Raw genomic sequence first — 21,151 nt, forward strand, 5'->3', positions numbered from 1 at the left:
ATCCGCCGCTACATCATCTGGCGAAACCGCCACGCCGACGACCGGCACCTACGCGCCGTCGTCGACAGGGCGAACGTTGCCTGATGCGGCACTAGCCCGGTCGTAACGTTCCAGCTCAACGGCCCTGCCGCAGCCGCGCAGCATCGGACTTGCGATCGTCACGCTACCGAGCGAGGACACCTTCGTGATCAGGAACAGTCAGGTCAGAAAGCCCGTGTGCGGAACTCCTGCTACCCAGAAACCGGCGGGGCGGTTTCAGCGACGGCTATGGTGCCCTGGGCGATCGCACAGAGCATCTGATTGCCGCTGGAGTCCAGCAGGAACAGGTCGCAACGGCAGACGACCCGGGTGCGGCCGGGGCGCACGACCTCGGCATGAGCGCGGAGTACCGCGCCCTGGGCGGGGCGCAGGTAGTCGATGGTGTAGCCGGCGGTCAGTAGCCCGGGGCCTGCGACAGTACCGGCAGCGAAGGTAAGCGCGTTGTCGGCGGCGTAGCTGAGGACACCGCCGTGGACGAAACCGTTCTGCTGGCGCAGCTCCTCGCGGACGTCCAATTCCAGGGTGGCCGCGCCGTCGCCGAAAGCCGTCAGCCGGGCGCCCAGGTAGATGCTGAAGGGTTGGGAGGCCAGTGCCTTCCGAGCGAGTTCCAGATCCGGGGGGTATGCGTTCACCGCGACCTCATTTCACTAGTCTCCTGAGCATCGCGTCGTGCGGCGCGGCCTGTCAAGATCGGTTCATGCCGCTTGAGTGAACCTCTTTCATTCTGTGCTGACGGGTGAAACGGGCTGATCAGAGGGATGGTCATGAGGCAGGGCCCTCGTCGTCGACATGGTGTATCCACTCCGCGCTGGCGACCGAAGGGGCCCTGTTGGTTCCGTATCCTGCCGCGCTCGACGTCCCGGACGAGCTCGTCGAGCATGAGGAAGTCTCCACCGAACCTGGCATGGTTCATCCTTCACACTGGTCGAGCACTTGGAGAAGGCCGGCATCGCCGCCTCGATCAGATCGGTCGGCGACGCGTACGACTGTCAACGCACTGATGGAGTCCGCGATCGACCTGTCCAAAACCGAGGTGATCAAGCCGCAGAGGTTCCGTCGTTCGCCGCACGTGGCACCCTCGCCCCCCTCGATGACGTGGTCACCTCTGCGGGATTGCGGGCTTCCGACTTCATCCCCGCCGTCTGGCAGGCCGGCGTCTATGAGGGGCGCCGCTACAGCGTGCCCCTGGACGTGCACTGCCTCGCGAACTACTGGAACGCCAAGCAACTGCGGCGCATCGGGCTGCAGACCGCACCCACCGACAGGGCCGGCTTCGAGCAGGCGCTCGTGGACCTCAAGGGCGAGGGCCTGTCACAGCCGTTCTGGATGCCCAACAAGTGGCCCGCGCACCTGATGTTCATGTCTCTCCTCTGGCAGTTCGGAGGCGAGCTCTACGACGCCGACGGCACGACGGCCCTTTGGGGCTCCGACGCCGGCATCGAGGCGCTTCAGTGGATGTACACCCAGGTCACTCAGGAGCACAGTCCGCGCCAGGTCGCCCAGGACGCCCAGTACAACGCGTTCAAGAACAACAAGGGCACATTCACCTGGGACGGCATCTGGCAGATCAACGATCTGAAGGCCAATGCAAGCAACCTCGACTGGGGCATGTCGGTCATACCCAACATCGGCGGCACTCCGGCGGTGTGGACCGCCTCTCACAACTTCGTACTCACCTCCCAGGGCGCGAAGGACGACAACAAGGTCCAGGCCGCGAAGTTCTTCATCGACTACATGAGCAAGAAGTCGACCGAGTGGGCCAAGGCGGGCATGATCCCGGCCCGGAACTCCGTGCGCGCTGAATCCGCGGTCGCCTCACTCCCCCAGACCGGCCTCGCCGCCGACCCCGCCGTATTCCGTTTCCTGCCGGCCGTTCCGGGCATCGGCGACGTCCAGGCCAAGGCACTCGAACTGGCCGTCCAGCAGGCGGTGCTGGGGAAGTCGTCGCCCCAGCAGGCTCTCAAGGACGGTGTCGCGACCGCCAACAAGCTGCTCGCCGACAACAAGAAGAAGTACACACGCTAAGGACGCTCCATGGCTCAACTGCCGACCGTGCGAGCGAAACACCGGCGGAGATCCGCACCTGGCGGTAGGAACCGGCCCCCGGCCGCGGTCCGTTCCTACCGCTGGTGGACCCCCTACCTCTTCCTCGCACCGTACCTGCTGCTCTTCACCGCCTTCATGCTGATCCCGATCGGTTACGGCTTGTGGATCAGCCTGCACGACTGGGACATCAACTTCGCGGCCAAGCCCTTCGTCGGAGTCGCCAACTACGCCGAGCTCTTCCAGCCGGACGGAGTGGAGGGCAGCCGCTTCTGGACGGCGATGCGCGCGACGGGTGTGTTCACCGCACTCTCGCTGCCCTTTCTTCTGCTGGTCCCGCTGCTCGTCGCCCTCCTGATGAACGCGAAGTTCCGGGGCCGCAATTTCTACCGAGCCGTCTACTTCGCCCCGTACGTCCTGGGCGTCGCCGTGGTCGGAGTCGTGTGGAGGTTCCTGCTCGACGGCAACATCGGCTTGGTCAACCACTATCTGGGTGCCCTCGGCCTCCCCGATACGACGCAGTGGACGACGGACACCCCTGCCGCCTGGTGGGCGCTCGTCGGCGTCACGGTCTGGTGGACGCTCGGCTTCAACGCGGTGATCTACCTGGCCGGACTTCAGGACATTCCGTCCGAGCTGTACGAAGCCGCCCGGGTGGACGGTGCCGGCCCCTGGCACCGCTTCCGCCACGTCACCCTGCCAGGGCTGCGGCCCGTGGCGCTGTTCGTCGTCAACTCCACCATCCTCGCGTCCGCCAACATGTTCGGCCAGTCCTACCTGATCACCACTGGCGCACCGGCCGACGAGACCAAGACAGCCATCTTCCTCATCGCCGAGACGGGGCTGCGGCGCTTCGAGATGGGCACCGCGTCGGCCATGAGCTTCATTCTCGCGCTCGCCCTCATGGCCGCCAGCGTGATCGTCTTCCGTGTCTTCCGCGAGCGGCAGGAGAAGCCATGACCACCGACTCGGCCACCTACGCCGCTCTCGCCCCGGGCGGTGGCTCTCCCGACCACCGTCGTGCCCACGTCCGGAGGAGAATGCGGCGTTCCCTCCTGCAACTGGTGCTCGCGGTGGTGGCGGCTCTCTATCTGAGCCCCCTGCTGTACATGCTGGTCACCTCCCTCAAGGAGCGAGAGGAAGCGGGTGCCACGTCACCGCAGTGGATCCCTGATCCTGTGAGCCTCGCCGCCTACCGAGAGATCCTGAGTACTACGGACAGCCCGGTGTTGCTGTGGTTGCTCAACAGCCTCATGGCCGCGGGTGGACACGCGGCCCTGGTGCTCCTGACGGCCACACCGGCGGCGTACGCTCTCGCGCGTCTGGAGTTCCGCGGTCGCCGAACGATCTTCGTCGCGGTGATCGCCACGCTTTTCGTCCCACCGGTGATCCTGCTGGTGCCTAACTTTCTGCTGGTCAACGAACTCAGTTGGATAGATACGCTGCCCTCGGTCATCGTCCCGGGAGCCGCGAGCGCGTTCGGAGTGTTCTTCCTCAGGCAGTTCTTCCTCGCCCTGCCGGCGGAACTGGAAGAAGCCGCGGAGATCGACGGATGCAACCGATGGCAGATCTTCGTCCGGGTCATCCTGCCTCTTTCCCGTCCAGCGCTCGCTACTCTGGCGCTGCTCGCCTTCCTGGCATCCTGGAACGACTTCCTATGGCCCCTCTACGTGTTGCTCAGCCCTGAGAGCCTGACTCTTCCCGCGGGGCTGGCCAATTTCCAGGGCGCGAACAACATTCGCTACGACCTCCTCATGGCCGGCGCCGTGATCGCCAGCGTCCCGGTGCTCCTTCTCTATGTCGTCGCGCAACGGTGGGTGATCGAAGGGGTGTCCCGGTCCGGGCTCAAGGGCTGAGCCGAGCCCGCGCCAGGGTCTGGCGGTTCCTCCATGTGAAACAGCGCGAGATCCAATCGCTATCAGGTCGCGTATTGATAAACGGCGACCGAGTGGTCGTGAAGGTGCCCGCAGCCCGCTGCGGGCACCAACGCATGGAGGAGGAAATGAATGCCGTGGATGAACCGCAGACGGCTGATCAAGGCCGCGGCCGGTGTGGCGGCCGGAGGGCTCGGGGCGGCAGCCATCGGGTTGAATCCGGGAAGTGCGAGTGCGGTCGAGGTGAAGCCCGCCTTCCTGCTCAACCCGTTCCGGTTCGGGGTGTCCTCCAGCCCGGTGGACAACGTGCTCTGGACGAAGCTCGCCATCTCGCTCTTCGAATCCGATGGTCGGGGCGGCATGCCCACCGGTGATGTGCGGGTCAACTGGGTAGTGGCCCGAAACCGAGCCCTGTCGGATGTCGTCGCTTCCGGGACGGCCCTTGCCTATGACGTTCATGGCCACACCGTCCACCTGAGCGTGCCTGATCTGCCGGTGAACACGGAACTGTTCTATCAGTTCTCATACAGCAACTGGCGTTCGGACGTCGGGCGGATGCGGACGTTTCCGGCGTCGACGGACGGCACCACGCCGCTGAAGATCGCGGCTGCCTCGTGCGCCAACTTCGAGCACGGGTACTTCCACCTGTACGACCACATCGCCACGTACAACGTGGACCTGGTGCTCATGCTCGGCGACTACGTCTACGCGGACTCGTACGACCCCGCGATTCGAGATCATCTGCCCAGCCGAGGGGACTGTTTCACTCTGGCGGACTATCGGATACGGCACAACCAATACCACTCCGACCCCAGCGAGCGGCGCATGAGGGCGTCGGCCCCGATGATCGCGCTCTTCGACGACCACGAGATCGACAACGACTGGGCGGGCGACGTTCCGGAGACTCCCGCCAGCGCTGGTTCGGCTGGGTGGTGGGTCCGCCGGCACAACGGGATGAAGGCATTCTGGGAGAACACTCCCATGGCCATGTCGCGGCAGCCGAAGAACAGTCGCATAGACATCACTGGACACCACGCCTGGGGCAAGTTGGCCTCCTTCCACCTGTTGGATACCCGGCAGTTCCGGTCGGACCAGGACTCGGGGCGGGAAGAGGACACCAACAGGTACCTGCTCGGCCCACAGCAGAGGGAAATGCTGCGACAGAACTACCGGGGTGCCCGTTGGGACTTCCTGGCCCAGCAGGTGGTCATGGCCGGCTGGGACCCCACGGGTGCTTTCAACGTGGATGCCTGGGACAACTACGACGCAGAGCGGCAGCGGGTGCTGGGCGACCTGGTGAGAATGGGTGTGCGCAACCCTGTCGTGCTGACCGGGGACGTACACAACGCCTTCGCCCAGTACGTCTCGGACAAGAACGGCAACCGGCGGGCGGTCGAGCTGGTCACCTCCTCGATCACCTCCGAAGGTGACGGAGAACGAACGTACGGCGGCTTGGGCCCCGGTACGGGCGAGATCAAGGCCACGAACGACGACGTCCTGTGGACCAGTGGACACCGCGGCTGGATGCTCCTGGATGTCGACTACAACCGGATCAACGTCCAGTGGCGAGGGACGCAGTTCGTCACCGAAACCGGCGCGCAGCCCGATCGACTCATCGCCAGCTGCACCGTCCAGGACCGGTCGATGACCTTCTCCAACAAGACAACCCACATCCCCCTGATGGCCACCGACTGGGACTGACGGGCATTTCCGACGCGAACAGACAGTCGAGCCAGACGGCCACAGGAAAGGAATCCGGATGAAGAAGAGAACTCGCCCCATCGGCTGGCGGCGGATCGCCGTCGGGGGCGCACTGGCGGCACTCGCCGCCGCCATGCAGCCGACCTCCGCCGGAGCAGCCGACATCCCTGTCGAATCACGCAGGTACGTTTTCGAAGTGGACACCATCAAGTGCGTCTCGGAGACGAGCTTCGACGGCGGGTCCAACTCGGATGAGATCTACATGAAGACGACGTTGCCGAACTCACCGCTGTCGTACGACACCATGTACACCGCCACGATGGGGCACTTCGACGCCGGCGACATCTACCATCTTGACCGTTACCACCGAGCCATCACCCCCAAGATCGTCCACTCCGACAGTTACCCCGACGACGTACTGTTCGGCAGCGACGACGCCTGGTCGGTCAACAGCACCGGCACCTATGCCAACACCATCAAGATCGAGGCGTGGGAGGAAGACGGAGGCCGACAGCTCGGCGGCGACGACGACTTCATAGACAGCTCCACCTACCAGTTCACCCAACAGGGACTCGCACTCGACATCAAGAATGTCGGTGACCACAAGCGTTACACCATCGTCATGAAGGGATCGGGCGCGGAGTACCACGTGACCCTTGCCGTGCACCGGACCCGCTGACAGCAGTCGATTGGCACCACCGAAGTAGCGCAGCGAGGGCGCTCCCCCAGGAGATGGGGGAGCGCCTTTCCGTCGTTCGCGGCGGAGGGGATGGAGCCACCGACCGCAATCAGCTGCGTGGAGCTATGAGCAGGCCGTCGGCCACGAGGTCGGCATACGGTGTGCTTGAGCCGTTGCTGAGCGTTACCTGAAGGGACTGGAGATCGTCGAACGCCAGGCCCTCCGTCCCACCGATCTTGATCCAGCCCGGACCTTGTTGCTGATCGACTGTCAGATGTGCCGTTCCTGTGGCCGTGGTGACCTGGTAGACGGCCGCCGCGTCTTCGCCGGCGACGGGGATGTTGACCCAGAGGTCGTAGACGCCCTTACTGAGCGCCACATTGACGTTCCACACCACACTGCTCGGGGAGTCCGTCGCCTGTCGGTTCGAACGGAGCACGTTCGCGCCGACGCAGGAGGCGATGCCACAGCTCTCACTGGACCACGAGCCCGTGGTGTCCGCGACGGCACTGTCCACCAGCTTGGCGTAGGAGAGGGTGTTGAGGAACATCGTCTTCTTGTCGTTGACATGTCCTGCCGCAGTCCACGCCTTCTCGAAGTCATCAAAAGCGCGAGGCTTGGCGGCAGCCCAAGTGGCGGCGATCACGTCAAGGGAGTTCTCGGAGTAATCCGTGAATCCCCTCTCGGATTCCACAGGGGCTGACGTACTGTCGTACAGGTCCCAGAGCGCGGCCGCCACGCGGCCCTCTACATTGCTACCACCGAAGCAGCTGCTCGGGTACGGAGATCCCGTGCCCTGGACCGTGCACCGCTCCACGTTGGCCGCGCCTTCGGTGCTGACGTAGAGGGGATCCATGCCCGGCGAATGCTCTGCAGCCACGGCGACAAAGGTCGCGAAGCCTTCCTGCCGGGCGCATTCCTGGTTGCTCGGCGCGTGGAAATTGTGAGGATTACAGTCAGGGGCGCCGACAAGGCCGGTTCCTTGAAGGTAATGCTCCAGCGCGTGGCCCACTTCGTGCTCGGCGGTGGAGTACGCCGCGTAGTCCTTGTCGAGGTTCGCGATCCGCGTGAGGAAGCTGTACCGGTTGTCGCCCGAATCGTTCAGCTGGATGGTGACGGGAAGAACGGCACTGTTGGACACCTTCAGGTCCCGCACGTTGTGGATCGCGCGATAGGCGAACGCGGCAGGTTCGTCGGAGAAATGCACGTCGTTCCCCGGCGCCCGTTCGAAGAACCGCCCCAGCTCGACGTTGGCCGCTGCCCCATCTGTACCATCGATCGCCCTGACGAGGGCCGAGTCGTCCGAGTTTCGCGCGTAGACGCGGAGGACGATGTCGGACGCTGCGCAGGCGTGTGAGTTCAGGTAGCGCGTTCCTGAGTCCTCGCACCCTTCCCAGAGCGTCCCGTCGTCGGGCAGCTTGTAGTCCTGGGGATAGATGAAGTTGAGGTTGTACTCACCTGCCTCGTTCAGATGCCCTGTTACGGGATTCCCGCTTCCGCCGACACCGTCCTTGACCGGACGCCACTCAACCGCTGTGCCGGCCCCGGCCTTTCCTCGATACCAGAGTTCGTACCGCGCTCCGCTTAGCGCTCGTGAGTCCTCGGGCCCCTCAGGGTCTTTGGTGAGGACGCTCCCGGTGACGTTTACCTGCGGGGGATCAGCTTTTGGTGCACATGTGCCCATCCACGTGGCATTCGCGAGGTCGCCGGGCTCGTGTCCGGTAGAACGTCGATAGCCGACGTAAAACGGCGGTGAATCTGGAATGTTCGGGACGCAGACATCAAATTCATCTACCGTATTGCTGTCACTCGATACATAATAGGACAGTCTATATGCCAAACCCAGCGTATCGGGATTCGGATCGCAGGACCTGACCCAGTAATGTGTGACTCCCCACCACCATTGAAAGGGATCACAAGGGGGCATTTCCGGTGCATTTTCCGGCGGATCCGGGATACCCTGCGAAGTTACATCAGTTGTATCGGGTTCTCCACTGGAAGTGGCGAAATCCCCCTCCCCGGCGAGAGCAGCGCCACCTCCGAAGCTGAGGACGCATAGCGCGGCTGCACACATCACCGCCACCCATTTCGACCATGTGAGTATTCTATTCATTTACCCTCTCCGATGTGCCAGTCCTTGAAGGCGGTCGAAGTTCAGATCGTGGGCGCCTATGGGGTGCTGAGTCACTCTGAGCTCAGACCTCATAGGGCGCCTCGGCCTGTATTGACCCCAACGCTTTCCTATACGCTCGCAGGGAGACGTTTGGTTCGGCGTAGCATCAGCCTGAGGAGGGGGCGTTTGAAGGACGCGCTTTCCAGCTCGCCAAGAGCCTGGAGCCCTCCCTGGAGAGAGGTCCAGGCTCTTGGCTAAGGCCGCCTGCAAGCGGATATCACACCGGAATTAGCGACCCTGGAGCAGTATTCTCGCCTTGGCTCGGCCCACCTCTTCCAGCAAATCCTGGAAGAGGCCTTCCTGGATTGATCTAGGGGTCTGGAAGGCGGGCGTACCGGAAACGGACTGAAGTTCGTTCATGATATTTTGCCGGTTCCTTGCCCGCGGCGGGATTTTGCTCATATTCACAACCCCTTCGCCCTCCCAGAGAATGCTGGAGTGCCCGTACTGCTGCCAGGAGCCCGAGCTGTTGATATTAGATATCATGCACACTTCGGTTCCCTGATCAGTGACCGTCGCCGTAAATCCCATCATATGCCGGTGTGAGCCGTCTGCCTTGTGTGCCGTCTTCAAAGGGTTACCCAGTAGCGCATCGCCACCATGATGACCGGGCATCGTTCCTTGCTGTCGCAGGTAAAGTTGCCTGGTCCTAGGAATATAGGCGCCCTCGAACACCGTGCCGTGAGGGGCTGACCTAAGTGCCCTTCCAACGTCATCCCCAGTGAGGATGGCACCCTTGCTTGCCCTGAAAGCGACATTGTCAATAGGGCCTGGAATGACAGCACCTACGAGCACCATCATATAACTGGCGCCTGCCAACGCTTGTGCATTCGACCCCGGCTCAGTCACGTGCAGGGTATAGAGGTCACCTGCCACTGGAACAAATGACAGACCCAACTCGCCAAGGTGTATGGAGAGTGCCTCGACGTCTCCGGCGAACCGGTCGTCTCGTTGCTCCTTCGTCATATTGAACCCACTGGGTCCGAAGTATCCGAAGGTCAACCAGGTCGATTCGTCCCACATCGAGACATCGGCACCGCCCGGGGCGAGTCCGTCAGGATCGATGAATCCTATGGGGTTGTTGTTGGTGTAGGTGTAGAGGTTGGCGGTGCGGGGGTTGGTGGGGTTTCTGTCGGGTGCGAGTCGGTAGAGGGGGTCGGTGGATGTCCATTGGAGGTTGATGGGGTCGTAGTAGCGGTATCCGTAGTAGTGGAGTCCGCTGTGGGTGTCGTATTCTTTTCCGTTGAATTCGCGGGTGTACTTCCCTGCCGCGGTGCCTGGGTCGAGTTGTTGGGTGAGGAGTTCGCCGTAGGGGCCGTAGGTGGCGGCGCGCATGATGCGGCCGTCGGTGGCGTTGATGGCGAGGGCTTCGTGGCCTTGGGGGTTGGTGTAGTAGTACTCGAGGGTGGCCTGGGTGCTGTTGCCGTCGAGGCGGCCGATGGTGCCGTCGAGTGTGAGGTGTTGGCGGTATTCGGGGTCGCTGGTGGGGGTGTAGATGGTTTCGAGTGCGCCGAAGGTGCGGCGGACCTGGGTGGTGTCTCCTGCCGGGTTGGTGTGCTGGACGGCGATGCGGTCGGGGCCGGCGCCGGCGTAGAAGTAGGTTTCGGTGGAGCCGTCTTCGCGGGTGGTGCGGGCGAGGCGGCCGTGGCCGTCCCAGCGTTGGGTGATGGTTTCACCGCCGACGGTGCGGGTGGTGGTGTTGCCGGCCTGGTCGTAGGTGTAGGTGGCGTAGTCGGTGTTGTCGGGCTTGGTCAGTTTGTTCAGTTGCTGGGGGTTGGTCGGGTCGTAGGTGTAGGTGACGTTGCGCGGGTTGATGCGGACCGCGGGTGTGCTGTTGCCGATGTTCGCCTCGGCCAGGCGTCCGCCGTCGGTGTAGCCGAAGGTGGCGTTGTAGCCGACGCCACCGGAGATCTGGGTGGCTCCGGTCAGCTGGTGGCGGTGGTCATAGGTGTAGGTCGTTGTGGTGGTCGGGACGTTGAGGAGCGTCTCGGTGCTGTTCTCGGCCTGCCCGTTGCCCGCGTAGTTGAAGCTGCTGCGGTAGAGGGTGGTCGAGTTGAGATAGACCGCCTGGACGGAGAGCTGTCCGGCGGTGGTGTGGTCGAAGGCGATGCGCGGTGAGGCGAAACCTTGCGCGCTATTGGCGTTGGCCCGGCGTTCGGTCACCAGGCCGGCCGCGTTACGGGTGAGTTCGGCCACCTTGATGTTCGTCGAGTTCACCCAGGTCTTCAGTGACAGTGGCTGGGCGGCCTGGTCATAGGCGTAGACGACGGTGGAGCCGCTATGACCGCTGCTTGAGCTGAACTGGGCGGAGTGCGTGAGTCCAGTCGGGGTGCTGACGATCGACTGGTGCTGGGTTTCGGTGGTGGCGGGAAGGCCTCCGGTTTCGGTGAGGGTCTGGCTGATACCCGCCGCGTTGCCCAGGTGGTTGTAGCGGTGGACGGTGGTGCCGACAGGGCTGGTGGTGTAGGAGGGGCGTCCGATCTGCTGGACGGTGTCCGCTCCGGTCAGTGAGGAGTGGGCACTGTCGTAGAAGTGGCGGGTGACCCCGGTCTTGAACGCGGTCTGCTCCTCGGGAGTCAGATCGCGCACCGCGGGAGTCTCGGTGACCGGCCGGTTGAGGTCGTCGTAGGTGGTGGTACGGGTGTAGGCGGCCGTCTGCCCGGCCGGGTGCGGCTCGGTGAGTGAGGTCAGGTTGCCGTTGCGGTCATAGCCGTAGGACCACTGCTTGCCCGAGGACGTCACCTGGGTGCGGTTCCCGGCCCAGTCGTGGACCAGGTCGGTGACCACACCGTCCGGATCGGTGATCTTCGCGACGTTGCCGTTACCGTCATAGGCGTAGGTGGTGAAGGCCAGGGCAGCATCGCCTGTGCCAGCTGCCTTGCGTTCGCCGATCTTGCCCAGTCGGCCCGCCGGGTCGTGTTCCATCCGCTTCTCGGTGTACGGGCTGGAGTCGCTGACGCGCTGCCGCACTGTCTCCACGAGACCTTCGTAGGTGGCCTCGGCCAGCACGGTGGTGGTGCCTGACCCCCACTTCGGGTTCGGACCCGACATCTTGACGGCGCGCCCCATCGCGTCACGCTCGAAGGTGTAGCCGACTGTGCCGGTCCCGTCCGGGTCCGGGCTGGTGTGACTCTTCAGACCGCCGAGCGCGTCGTAGGCGTACAGCGTCTCTTGCTGCGGGTGCGGGTCCTGCTGGGTCACCGTACGAACTGTGCGGCCCAGACCATCCATCTCACTGACGCTGTGGCTGAACTGGCCTGCGGCCCCCAGCGTTTCGGAGGTTGTGGACACCAGCGCCGTACCGCCGGAGTTGTAGGCGGCTGCGTCGTCGTAGGTGGCCTTGGAGACGACCACGTCCGGGACGGGGCTGACCGAGGACCGTGTCACGGTCAGTGGCCGGCCGAAACCGTCCACCGACACCGCGGTGCCTTCCGCCTTCACCGCGGTGTCGAACGTGCAGCCGGCGCTGCTGCCGTCCTCGCAAGCGAAGTTGGGCCCTGTAGTCTTCAGGACCGTTCCGGTGCCCAAGTCGGTGACCGCTTCCACGACGTGCCCGGCCTCGTTCACGGTCCGCACCGTGTTGATGCCGAACCCGTCGTAGGTGGCGTTGCTGTATGCGCCGCCCGTGCCGTCCTTCGCGTACTGCTCGGCCTGCCACACCTTGTGGACCTGCCCAATGGCGGCACCCGCGAAGTACGGCTCGATGAACGACGTCGCCGCCGTGCCCGACCCGTCATCGACGGTCACGGTCTTGAGGAACTCATAGGTGCCTCCGTTGCCGTAGCCATCCCAGTAGCGGTAGTGCTGCGCACCGGTCTGCTCGGTCACACCGTCCAGGACACGTTCCTGCTTGGTGTCGTACATCGCCATGCGGTAGACAGCCGGGCCCCAGGCTGCCTGCACGGTGACGGAAGAGCGCATGGTTTCCTGCTGGCCCTGGGTGTTCGTGAAGGTCGACTCCGTGGCCTTGACGCGGTCGGCGACAAACTCCTGCTGACCGGCCACGTCCGCGTAGACGGACTCGACCACGGACTTGTGCGACAGCTTCTTCGCCGCGCTCACACACGCGGTGGTCGTCTCGCCGTCCGCCGTGGCGCAGATGTAGCTGTCTGTGGTGTAAGGCAGCATCGTGCGCAACGAGTAGGCCAGGGACATGCCGTCAGGACGGACCGCCCTGGGCAGGATTCGCTTGAAATAGCCGTGATCGGCGACGCTGATCACGTTCTGCTCTGTCTGCGGATCGTATGCCTCAGCGCCCAGTGCCTTGACGGTGCGCGTGGGCAGGCCCCGTGGGCTCTCGATGTATCCGAACGTGGTGTGCACCGCCCCTTGCTGTGCGGCGGCGACCCCGTCACCGAAGTTCACCGTCTGGACCGACTCGAAACCGCGGAAGCCAAGGCGGGCATAGGCGTCCTTGCCCTTGACCGCCTTGCCGTACGTGTACATGGTGCCGGACTTGTCGCCCTGACCCGGGTCTGTTTCGACCTTCCCGACCACCCAGCGGCCGATGTCGGGGCGGCTCTCGTAGGTGATGGTGGTCTTCGCGCCGTAGCCGTTGGAGACGGTTCGCAGCAGATGCGCGGGGGCGGCGTAGTCGGCCGAGGTGTCGAGCACCGGCTTGGCCAGCCGGACACCGGGGTTGCCGTCCCGGTCCGGGTCGCCCACCAGGTCGAGAAGACCGTCACCGTTGATGTCCCGGGCGAACGAGGTCGTGATCTTGGCGTAATCGTAGAGCGGGGCGATCATGTCAGTCGACACGCCGGTGAAATAGCGGGCAACCTGAGGTCCTTCGATTGCTCGCAGGAGCACGAACCCCGTACCACCGTTGTGATAGATCCGGTACGTCGCCGGAATCCCGTCACCGGCCGGCTGATACGTCACCAGTTCGGGCAGCCCGTCATAGTCCAAATCGACCATACGACGGGTGGTGGTGCTGTCAGCGGGATACTCCATTCCCCCGTAGGGGGGCGAGTCGGAGAGTGCACCGCGCCACAGATAGGCGGTCTCCTCGCCGAACGTGTCCTTCAGCCCGGCGTCCCTTAGGCCGTCCTTCCCGAACCCGTCACCCCGGTTCAAGTATAGATTCGTCCTGGGAAAGAAGTCGGGCCGGTGTTCTTCATGGATCTGGTCGGGAAGACCGTCACCGTTGAAGTCGACCAGACTCGCGTTCTGCGTCCAGACCGCGCGGAAGAAGTAATCGGGGCTGTTCACACGGTCCTGCTTGTTGAACTCCTTGTAACCCAGCCGCCAGTCAGCCGTGACCTCACTGTCGAAATCACCACTCTGGTTGCCCCGACGCAGTGGCGTGGTCGCCGTCGTCTGGTCACCGTGGTCACCGAGGAAGTCGAGATGGCCGTCGCCGTCGATATCCATCGTCGACACCGACGCCGTGCTCGTCTGGCCACTCACGTCAGCCCCTGCCCGGGGGACATACGCACCAGCAGGCGTGGGATTCCGTACCTCGGGAGTGGTGTTGAAAGTCCCGTCGCCCTGGTTGTAGTACACATACCAGCGCCGCTGCGTGTACGGGTTCAGCTGGCAGCCGCCCTCACACTCCTTGAAGGCAAACGTGTCGTCCTTGTCGCTGAACGACGCCCCCTTCTCCCAATGCCAGTTGTCGCCCTGCCCCGCCTTGGGGAAATCGTGTGTACTCGCGTAGTAGTGCTCGGAGGTGATCACCCCCGGGCCGTTGCTGCTCGCCCACACCTCCGCCCGTGGCTGGGCAACGATGTCGGGCAGCCCGTCCTTGTCTATGTCCTGGAATCCGTTCGAGACCCACGCCATCGGCTGCACACCAGGACCAGCACCCTCGCTGGGATCCCAGAGCAGACCCGCGCCTCCCCGGCATTCATAATGGTCCCCCGGCTGCACCGGAACATCAGCCGTCACAAAACTCATGTCAAGGCCGGCAAAATCAGCCGGATTCAGATCGAAGACACCACCACCACGGTTGATCCGCACGTCATACTGGCAACTGCCCTCACTCTGGGACAGAACATCGACCAGACCGTCACCGTTGACATCCACCCACTTCGTGCCGCCCATACGCCCGTCCCTGGGCAACGGCGCACCCAGCGGCTGCTCCGCCTCGAACTGGTCCGGACGGGTATAAGCCTCGGCCTTGCCATAGGTGAACTCCACCGGCGGCTTAACTGTCATATATCCGGGCTGACCAACCGGCACGTTCGGCGAAGTCGCCGATTCCTGGACCGACTTCAGCTGCCGAAACGGAGTCGCCGACTGGTTGGCGCACTCCGTCGTCGCGTCGTACGTCAGGGCGTACTCACGAACCTTCGCCCACACAGGCTCACCAGGCTTGGGCGCCGCCGGATCGCCATCGGCATCACGCCACGTCGACACGAAGTCGAGGCGACCGCCGCCCGTCAGGTGCCCGAAGCCGAGGCTATAGTCGAGTCGACTCCCCAGGGGAATCGAGCCCTGGACATCCTGGGTGCTGTTGCAGTACGTCGGGGCGGCGTACTGCAAGATCACCGAGGCGTATGTGTTGTCGTCCGGGTCCTGGTAGTCGATGCGGCTCAGTTGGAATCCGAGCGGAACATCCGTAGTCGCCGGCGGCTCGCCGTCCTTGTCCACTGTGACATACGAGTAGCTGATCCGATCCCCATATTTCGTGGTCTCCGCGACCAACGGAGCGTACGTGTACGGGTGGTCACTCTTCTTGCCGTAGAACCGGGTCACACCGTCCGATGTCAGTACCTGCCACCAGTACGGATTGCTCGCGATATTGCCCAGATACTCATACCGGGCGTAGCTCTGGTCGTGGACGGACCGGAAACCCTTCGCGCCGGTGATTACCGGAAGCCCATCAACAGGCACCAGCTCATTTCCGTCCGGCGCCCGGAAGTGCTTCGGGTCGGCCGGAACCGAACCAAACGCGTTCGCCAACTTCAGAGATCCGGCTCGCCTGTCACCCTTGATCGCCGGAGCCGACAATGTCCATCCGGCGGCAATCCCGCCATGAACAGCGCCGGTCGACGAATACTGCAGACCAAGCGAGGGCGTGAAACCCATCCGCCCCTTCGGTAGTGTGAATGGATAAGACTGCCCGAACACGCCTTGCTTACTGTCCACCTGCCCTGACGTACCGGACACCGATATGCCACCGGGTGCCTGTTCCGTCAAAGTAGGAGTATCCCCACCTCCCTCATCAGCCGCAGCCGAGGCGATCGACCAGGGTGCAATGCCCGCACCCAATGCCATGGCCAGTACAAGCCCGGCAGCGCGCCGGCCTCCGCCTCTCCTATAAGCACTTATACGCTTCATCAGCCCCTCCAAAGGGCAGCGAACGAACAGATCCGAATGGGGTCGGCTCTACTGCCAGTGGCGGTAGAGCCGACCCTCGCGATGAATGAGAAATCAGAGGCAGTTACTCACGGAGATCCTGCTCGTCTCCGCACTGCCGCTCGCGTCCGTGACGATCGCATAGACGTTTCCGTCGCTACCGCCTGAGCTCTGGCACTGGAAGGAAACACTTCCTCCCTGATTCGCCGAGAAGTAGCCGCGCGAAAGAACCGGGTCCGACTGGAACGTCTTGTCGTGCCTGATCGTCAGCGAGAAGTCGCAGGACGACGAGCCGTACGCGATGACCTCCCGGCTGATCGGGTCGAACTGGATGGTCGGACCCCACTTCGCGCAGGCGCTGGCCTGAACTTCTCCGCCAGAAGCCAGTGCCGGGGAGGCCGCCGTGCCGAGCACGAGTCCCACACTCGCAACACCAAGAAGGAAAGCTCTGATCCTCATGTCCACATCTCTTTCTGTTGAGTACCTGCCAATGACCGGGGATCGGTCACGACGTGAACCTGTGCACAGGCGACTGCGATGACGACGAACCCTTCGAGATGTAGGGCACGTCTCAAACTCCGATACGGAGGCGGGCTACCTGCCGGTTCTCGGCCACCTGCGGTGGAGCCGCCGAGTTCGCCGCACCAACCTCAAATGCCGGGCAGGCGAGGGAGGTAGCGGGCTGCAGAGAGGCTCGATCGCCTGTCATTCCGGCTCTGAGGTGCGGGGGCACCCTGGCTTGTGCGAAGGTGTTTCGAACAAGGGTGTGGCCGACCGGTTCGGTTCGACCGCGCATGCGGTGGGCCGCATCGTCGGCCTGGGGCAGGGCACATGACTCGCTCGGGCGGTCCGTTGTCGGTCACCGACGAGCAAGTGGCCGCGCTGGTCGCCAGGACGCTGCAGTTCTCGGTGCGGCCGACCGGTTTCCGCTCTTATTGAGCTTCTTCAGCGCCGACGCTCCAGGGTGAGGATGGCCTTGGCGATTGACGTCATGCGGTTGGGGCTGCACCGGGACCTGCGGAAGATCCGCCAGGACTGCAGACGCGCGACATCGCGTTCAACGGGCGCTCGTGCTGCGGCCAGCGCCCGGTTGAGGGTCTTTTCGGTGGGGGTGAGTTCCTGGAGTGGCTTGCCTTTGATGCCGGTCGTCAGAAGCCGTATCTCAACCGATCTTGGAACCTGCAAGTCGAACGGAGTTACGCGCCTCTCGCGCGCTGGGACTACTACGAGGACTCCGCCACGATCCGCTGCCATCAACCGACGACGGGCCTGCCCTCGGCCCGGCTGGCTGCCGGACCTCGGGCGGCATCGGATCGCTTCCCACGTTCACCGCTATCCGGTTGTCGAGTGAGCCGCCCAGCTGTACCCCGGCAGCATCGCCATGCCTGCGCCGCAGACCTTCAACATGGCCTCCGCACCAGCGCACTTCACTGGCGACGGAGTCGCGACCGCCGCGATTGGGCGGTCACGCGCACTGCACCCGGCCCAGATCCACCAGGTTCGAGCCGGTTCAAGTGTTACGAGGCTTCGGGCACTGGTTCCTCCCGTACGGCTTCTCATCTCGCTTGCCGGGCCCGTACTGTCTGGCAGTACCAGTATGTCCCGTCGTTGTCAGGGTTGCTTGCCACCCTCCCGCGCGTCTCCGCGGTTAGGCTGCCCTCAGCTTCGCCAGCCTGCTGCGACATGCCAGCGGCAGGGGTCTTTCACCCCCGCCCGGAAATAGCGGCGCCTCGTGGCGCACGAGTGCGTACTTGAAGTTGACGCGGAACCGCACGGCCTTGGCCGCCTGCCGGTCGGAGAGCTTGAGCAGAAGCTGCAGGACACAGACCGTGGCCGGCTGGGGCCGGTGAGAGTCCGGGGCGGCCATCGCTCGGGTACCACGAAGCGAAGTCCCTGTCGTCCCAGAGACTATCGAGGTGGTCACGTACCCACATCGCCGTGGTGCCGCTGGGGTTACTGGCCCGCGCCATCTGGGCTGTGAACTCGGGAACTACCGCACCGAACCGGGTACGAACGGACACTGGTCACCTCAGGAGGACAGAACTACGCAGGACCGTCCGAAGTGTTCCAAGCGCCAACAGCCCTCGTCCCGAGAACTCCAAGATCCCCGACATATTGATCCGAGACGGTTTGGGTTTTGGGTCGTTGGTGGGGTGTGAGCGATCTGGTGGGGGACGCGCGGTATCTGTCGCCGTCGGCGCAGGAGGGTCTGCGGTTGCGGGCGGTGGCCGCGTTGGTGGCGGGTGGGACCGTTGAGGGCGTGGCGGCGGTGTTCGGGGTGTCGCTGAAGGCGGTCGATGGCTGGTGGGTGAAGTGGCTGGCCGGCGGGCGGGAGGCGCTGGTCATGCGGCCGCGGGGCAAGCCGGTCGGGGTGCACCAGGTGCTCGGGGAGGCCGTGCAGGCCGCTGTGCGGCAGGCGGTCCTCGACCACCGGTCCCGAGACCTGGGTCGGTCAGTTGTGGACGCGGCGGCTGGTGGGTGAGCTGATCGCGAAGCTGTACCGGGTGCGGCTGACCGAACCGGGGGTGGGCAAGTACCTGAAGCGGTGGGGGCTTTCCTTCCAGCGCCCTGACAAGCGGGCCGTCGAGCAGGACCCGGAGGCCGTGGCGCGCTGGCATCAGGAGACCTGGCCGAAGATCCGCGACGCGAAGGCGAAGGCCGAAGGCTGCGAGATCCTCTTCGCCGACCAGGTCGGCATCCGGTCCGACCAGGTCACCGGCCGCACGTGAGGAGAGAAGGGGAAGACGCCCGTGGTGCGCCGGAGCGGGAACCGGTTCTCGGTGAACGCGATGTCGGCGATCAGCACCAAGGGCCGGATGCACTTCATGGTCTTCACCGAGAGCTTCACCGCCGAGGTGATGTGCCGCTTCCTGGACCGGCTCGCCGGCCATTTCAACCACAAGGTCCACCTCGTCGTCGACGGACACTCCGCCCACCGCTCCAAGAAAGTCCGCGACTGGCTCGCCGCCCACCCCGACGACGTCGAACTGCACTTCCTCCCACCGTACTCACCCGTCCTGAACCCCGACGAGCTGGTCAACGCCGACCTCAAGCACAGCCCGCCCCGGCAGCACCGAGCCCGCGATCAAGCCGAACTCGCCGCCGAAACCCGCCGCTTCCTCCGCCGACGCCAGCGCCAGCCGCACATCGTCCGCGACTACTCCAGCGACCCACACGTCCGCTACGTCCTGGACGAGAACCCCATGAGTTTCTGATCAATAGTCGCTCAGTGCCCTCGGCAGGATTCGAACCTGCGCATACGGCTCCGGAGGCCGTTGCTCTTTTCCCTGCTTCAGGATCTTCGTTGCGCCGGCCGTGACCGTGGCAGATTCTCCCAGGATAGCCCTGCGGCTCTGTCTCCTCGATTGGCCAGGCGGCGGTGAAGTTCAGGAAGAGCCCTCCTCGAGGAAGGCTTGCGGGTCGACGGGGTGCGAAATCCTCTTCCCTTTAGGCAAGTTCGCCGTTGGCAGACGACATCGGGGCGCTGGACACTGGAGCGCTAGGCAGGGGCATGTCAAGCTTGATCAGACCGATTCGAGAGCTGTGAGGAGAAGGCGAGTCGGGTCAGCCGTCAGGCTGATGTGTCGTCACGCGACCAAAATAGATTCAGGTCTGACGATATCCCTGAGCATGTGTTGCCTCAGTCCGTGACTGGCTCTGGCGGGCGTCTCGGCGAATATATAGCAGAGAATCCCCGGTTAGGTTAACCGGGAATTCTGTGGAGTATGGAACGTGTTCGTCGGCGGTGACGCCGAGACGGCCCTGCCGTGTTGTAGTCACGTCCCTTTGTGAGGAGTTCCTGACTGTGTCTGTCGCCCTTGTTGATGAGAGGTTCCTGCTGTCGGAAGAGCAGCGAGATGCCCTGTTGCAGTGGGTTGGGCGGCGCCCGGGGAGCGGGCCCGCTACGTACGCTTTCCTTTCGTCCGTCGCCTTTGCGGCGCTGAGGCCGCAGGAGGCGCTCGGGCTCAGGGTCCGCGACGTCCAGCTGTCTGACGCAGACGAGGGCGGCCTCGTGATTCCCCCTCGGCGTGGCAACGGCAGGGGCGGGGCTGACGGGACGTCGGCGGTCCCACGGGTTGTGCCGGCGTGTCCTGAGCTCGCCGGAATTCTGAAGGCACAGATAGCTCGATACGACCTTCGGGCTGACGACGCGGTGTTCGCTGGTGAAGGCGGTCGGCCCCTGTCCGGTGCGGTCTATCGGAGGGCGTGGCGTCAGGCCCGAGAGGCGGTTCTGGCGGAGCACGAGATCGATACGCCACTCGGCAGGCGCGTGTCCGGCCTCCGGGACGCGCGGATTACCAAATGGCTGGGCGGATACCGCACTGCCGCCGAGGTGTTCATGGTGGCCGAGTGGGTGGGCGTCAGCGCCCCTGCACTCGCCCGGCGCTTCCCGCACTGCTTCCGGCCGTCGGGCGAGATCTCCTACGACCTCATGGAAGCCGCCTTGCTATGCCCGTAGGCGCCGACGGTCGGACGTATGCCGAGCGCGCGGGTCTCTTCGAAGGCGCCGGCGCGGCCCCGCGGCGTTGACCGCCTACTCGATACGACAGGCGAGCCTGGCGTAGGAAATCGCGCGTCCGAGAGTTCCTGCTGCCGGGCCCTTCGCCGGCTGGGACGTGATTCCCCCGTGGGGCCAGTGGGTCAGTGCGGGGCCTCTTGTCCGTCAACGTCCCTCACGGTGTCCGCGCCGGCCTGGGCAGGCGGGCGATGACCAGAACGATGCTGACGCCGATGAAGCCGGCAGCATCGTCGCCCGCCTCAACCGCACCGAGTCCGCGCTGTCGTCCCGCACGAACCTCCGCAGCTTCCCTTTCCCGCCCTGCCTGCCGAGTTCGAACGGTGGCGTTCATTCCCACCCCTTCGTCGGTGATTCACGTCCCGCCACACGGGCAGCCGGCACCTGACTCCGGGTCCACAACGGTTCCCACGCGCCTTGACCGTGCGGCGCGAGTCTGCACTCCCCTGCATCAACTGTCCATGGACCTCATGTCCCCTGGAGGACCTCCTGTGCCTACATGTCTGATGTCGGCTTCAACCACCGCGGACACTCTCGACAGTGTTGTCCGTAAGGCATTCCTGACCGTTGGCGATGCCGCCGTATACCTCGGCCTGTCGCCCCGCACGCTCTACGTCTGGCGTCACCGTCGCCAGGGGCCGCCGAGCTTCCGTATGGGCCCCCGTGGGCGTGTGACGTACAGGCTCGATGCCCTCGATGCCTGGATACGCGAGCAAGAGCAGGCGGACTCGCGTTCCAACCCCGCCCTGAACCCCGTGATGGCTGCGCCGCAGCGTCGCCCCGACTCATCGGCAACCGCCTGACGCGGCCGGGCCGACAGCTCT

Annotated in this window: 14 protein-coding genes, 1 tRNA gene and 2 pseudogenes; 11 read left to right on the forward strand and 6 right to left on the reverse strand. The window is 64.4% G+C overall.

The window, feature by feature from the left end:
* Positions 1-84: pseudogene (locus tag ACFUJR_RS12015) on the forward strand (transposase); the annotation flags it as partial.
* Between the two features lie 146 nt (positions 85-230).
* On the opposite strand, the gene ACFUJR_RS12020 reads toward ACFUJR_RS12015, so the two are convergent.
* Positions 231-671 (reverse strand): PaaI family thioesterase, encoded by a 441-nt coding sequence (locus ACFUJR_RS12020; RefSeq protein ID WP_383176338.1) that lies wholly within the window; start codon positions 669-671, stop codon positions 231-233.
* Positions 672-1,134: 463 nt separating this feature from the next.
* Between ACFUJR_RS12020 and ACFUJR_RS12025 the strand changes: the two genes are divergently transcribed.
* From ACFUJR_RS12025 to ACFUJR_RS12045, 5 genes are all read left to right on the forward strand, one after another.
* The gene (locus ACFUJR_RS12025; RefSeq protein ID WP_383176361.1) at positions 1,135-2,064 is read left to right on the forward strand and encodes a hypothetical protein; all 930 of its coding nucleotides are present in this window, start codon (positions 1,135-1,137) and stop codon (positions 2,062-2,064) included.
* A 9-nt stretch (positions 2,065-2,073) separates the two neighbouring features.
* Positions 2,074-3,042: a carbohydrate ABC transporter permease gene (locus ACFUJR_RS12030; protein WP_383176341.1), complete on the forward strand. Its 969-nt coding sequence runs from the start codon at positions 2,074-2,076 to the stop codon at positions 3,040-3,042.
* Positions 3,039-3,938, forward strand: a complete 900-nt coding sequence (locus ACFUJR_RS12035; protein WP_383176344.1) for a carbohydrate ABC transporter permease — start codon at positions 3,039-3,041, stop codon at positions 3,936-3,938. The genes ACFUJR_RS12030 and ACFUJR_RS12035 overlap by 4 nt, the downstream gene beginning before the upstream one ends.
* A gap of 150 nt (positions 3,939-4,088) precedes the next feature.
* The gene (locus ACFUJR_RS12040; RefSeq protein WP_383176347.1) at positions 4,089-5,657 is read left to right on the forward strand and encodes an alkaline phosphatase D family protein; all 1,569 of its coding nucleotides are present in this window, start codon (positions 4,089-4,091) and stop codon (positions 5,655-5,657) included.
* A 58-nt stretch (positions 5,658-5,715) separates the two neighbouring features.
* Complete coding sequence (locus ACFUJR_RS12045) at positions 5,716-6,336, forward strand: hypothetical protein (RefSeq protein ID WP_383176350.1); 621 nt, start codon at positions 5,716-5,718, stop codon at positions 6,334-6,336.
* 109 nt (positions 6,337-6,445) lie between these two features.
* Here the strand turns inward: ACFUJR_RS12045 and ACFUJR_RS12050 are convergent, their stop codons facing one another.
* From ACFUJR_RS12050 to ACFUJR_RS12065, 4 genes and pseudogenes are all read right to left on the reverse strand, one after another.
* Positions 6,446-8,176 carry a hypothetical protein gene (locus ACFUJR_RS12050; RefSeq protein ID WP_383176353.1) on the reverse strand — a complete coding sequence of 577 codons (1,731 nt, stop codon included), beginning with the start codon at positions 8,174-8,176 and terminating at the stop codon, positions 6,446-6,448.
* Between the two features lie 561 nt (positions 8,177-8,737).
* On the reverse strand, positions 8,738-15,793 hold the full coding sequence (locus ACFUJR_RS12055; protein WP_383176355.1) for an RHS repeat-associated core domain-containing protein: 7,056 nt from the start codon (positions 15,791-15,793) through the stop codon (positions 8,738-8,740).
* A 93-nt stretch (positions 15,794-15,886) separates the two neighbouring features.
* Positions 15,887-16,234 (reverse strand): hypothetical protein, encoded by a 348-nt coding sequence (locus ACFUJR_RS12060; RefSeq protein ID WP_383176358.1) that lies wholly within the window; start codon positions 16,232-16,234, stop codon positions 15,887-15,889.
* Between the two features lie 522 nt (positions 16,235-16,756).
* A pseudogene (locus ACFUJR_RS12065) lies at positions 16,757-16,963 on the reverse strand (transposase family protein); the annotation flags it as partial.
* Positions 16,964-17,966: 1,003 nt separating this feature from the next.
* On the opposite strand from ACFUJR_RS12065, the gene ACFUJR_RS12070 reads away from it, so the two are divergent.
* Genes ACFUJR_RS12070 through ACFUJR_RS12080 form a run of 3 tightly spaced genes read left to right on the forward strand, consistent with a single transcriptional unit; the run spans position 17,967 to position 19,026 of the window.
* Positions 17,967-18,293 carry a helix-turn-helix domain-containing protein gene (locus ACFUJR_RS12070; RefSeq protein ID WP_383450359.1) on the forward strand — a complete coding sequence of 109 codons (327 nt, stop codon included), beginning with the start codon at positions 17,967-17,969 and terminating at the stop codon, positions 18,291-18,293.
* The gene (locus ACFUJR_RS12075) at positions 18,286-18,540 is read left to right on the forward strand and encodes a winged helix-turn-helix domain-containing protein (protein WP_383450362.1); all 255 of its coding nucleotides are present in this window, start codon (positions 18,286-18,288) and stop codon (positions 18,538-18,540) included. Before ACFUJR_RS12070 ends, ACFUJR_RS12075 begins: the two co-directional genes overlap by 8 nt.
* Before the next feature lie 21 nt (positions 18,541-18,561).
* Positions 18,562-19,026: an IS630 family transposase gene (locus ACFUJR_RS12080; protein WP_383450365.1), complete on the forward strand. Its 465-nt coding sequence runs from the start codon at positions 18,562-18,564 to the stop codon at positions 19,024-19,026.
* Positions 19,027-19,041: 15 nt separating this feature from the next.
* On the opposite strand, the gene ACFUJR_RS12085 is transcribed toward ACFUJR_RS12080, so the two are convergent.
* A tRNA-Arg gene (locus tag ACFUJR_RS12085) sits at positions 19,042-19,125 on the reverse strand.
* A gap of 491 nt (positions 19,126-19,616) precedes the next feature.
* Between ACFUJR_RS12085 and ACFUJR_RS12090 the strand changes: the two genes are divergently transcribed.
* Positions 19,617-20,270, forward strand: coding sequence for a hypothetical protein (locus ACFUJR_RS12090; RefSeq protein ID WP_383177820.1), 654 nt, complete (start codon positions 19,617-19,619; stop codon positions 20,268-20,270).
* Positions 20,271-20,833: 563 nt separating this feature from the next.
* Positions 20,834-21,130, forward strand: a complete 297-nt coding sequence (locus ACFUJR_RS12095) for a helix-turn-helix transcriptional regulator (protein WP_383177823.1) — start codon at positions 20,834-20,836, stop codon at positions 21,128-21,130.
* Positions 21,131-21,151 lie beyond the last annotated feature (21 nt).

Source organism: Streptomyces sp. NPDC057271, assembly GCF_042668715.1.
Taxonomy (GTDB): Bacteria; Actinomycetota; Actinomycetes; order Streptomycetales; family Streptomycetaceae; genus Streptomyces.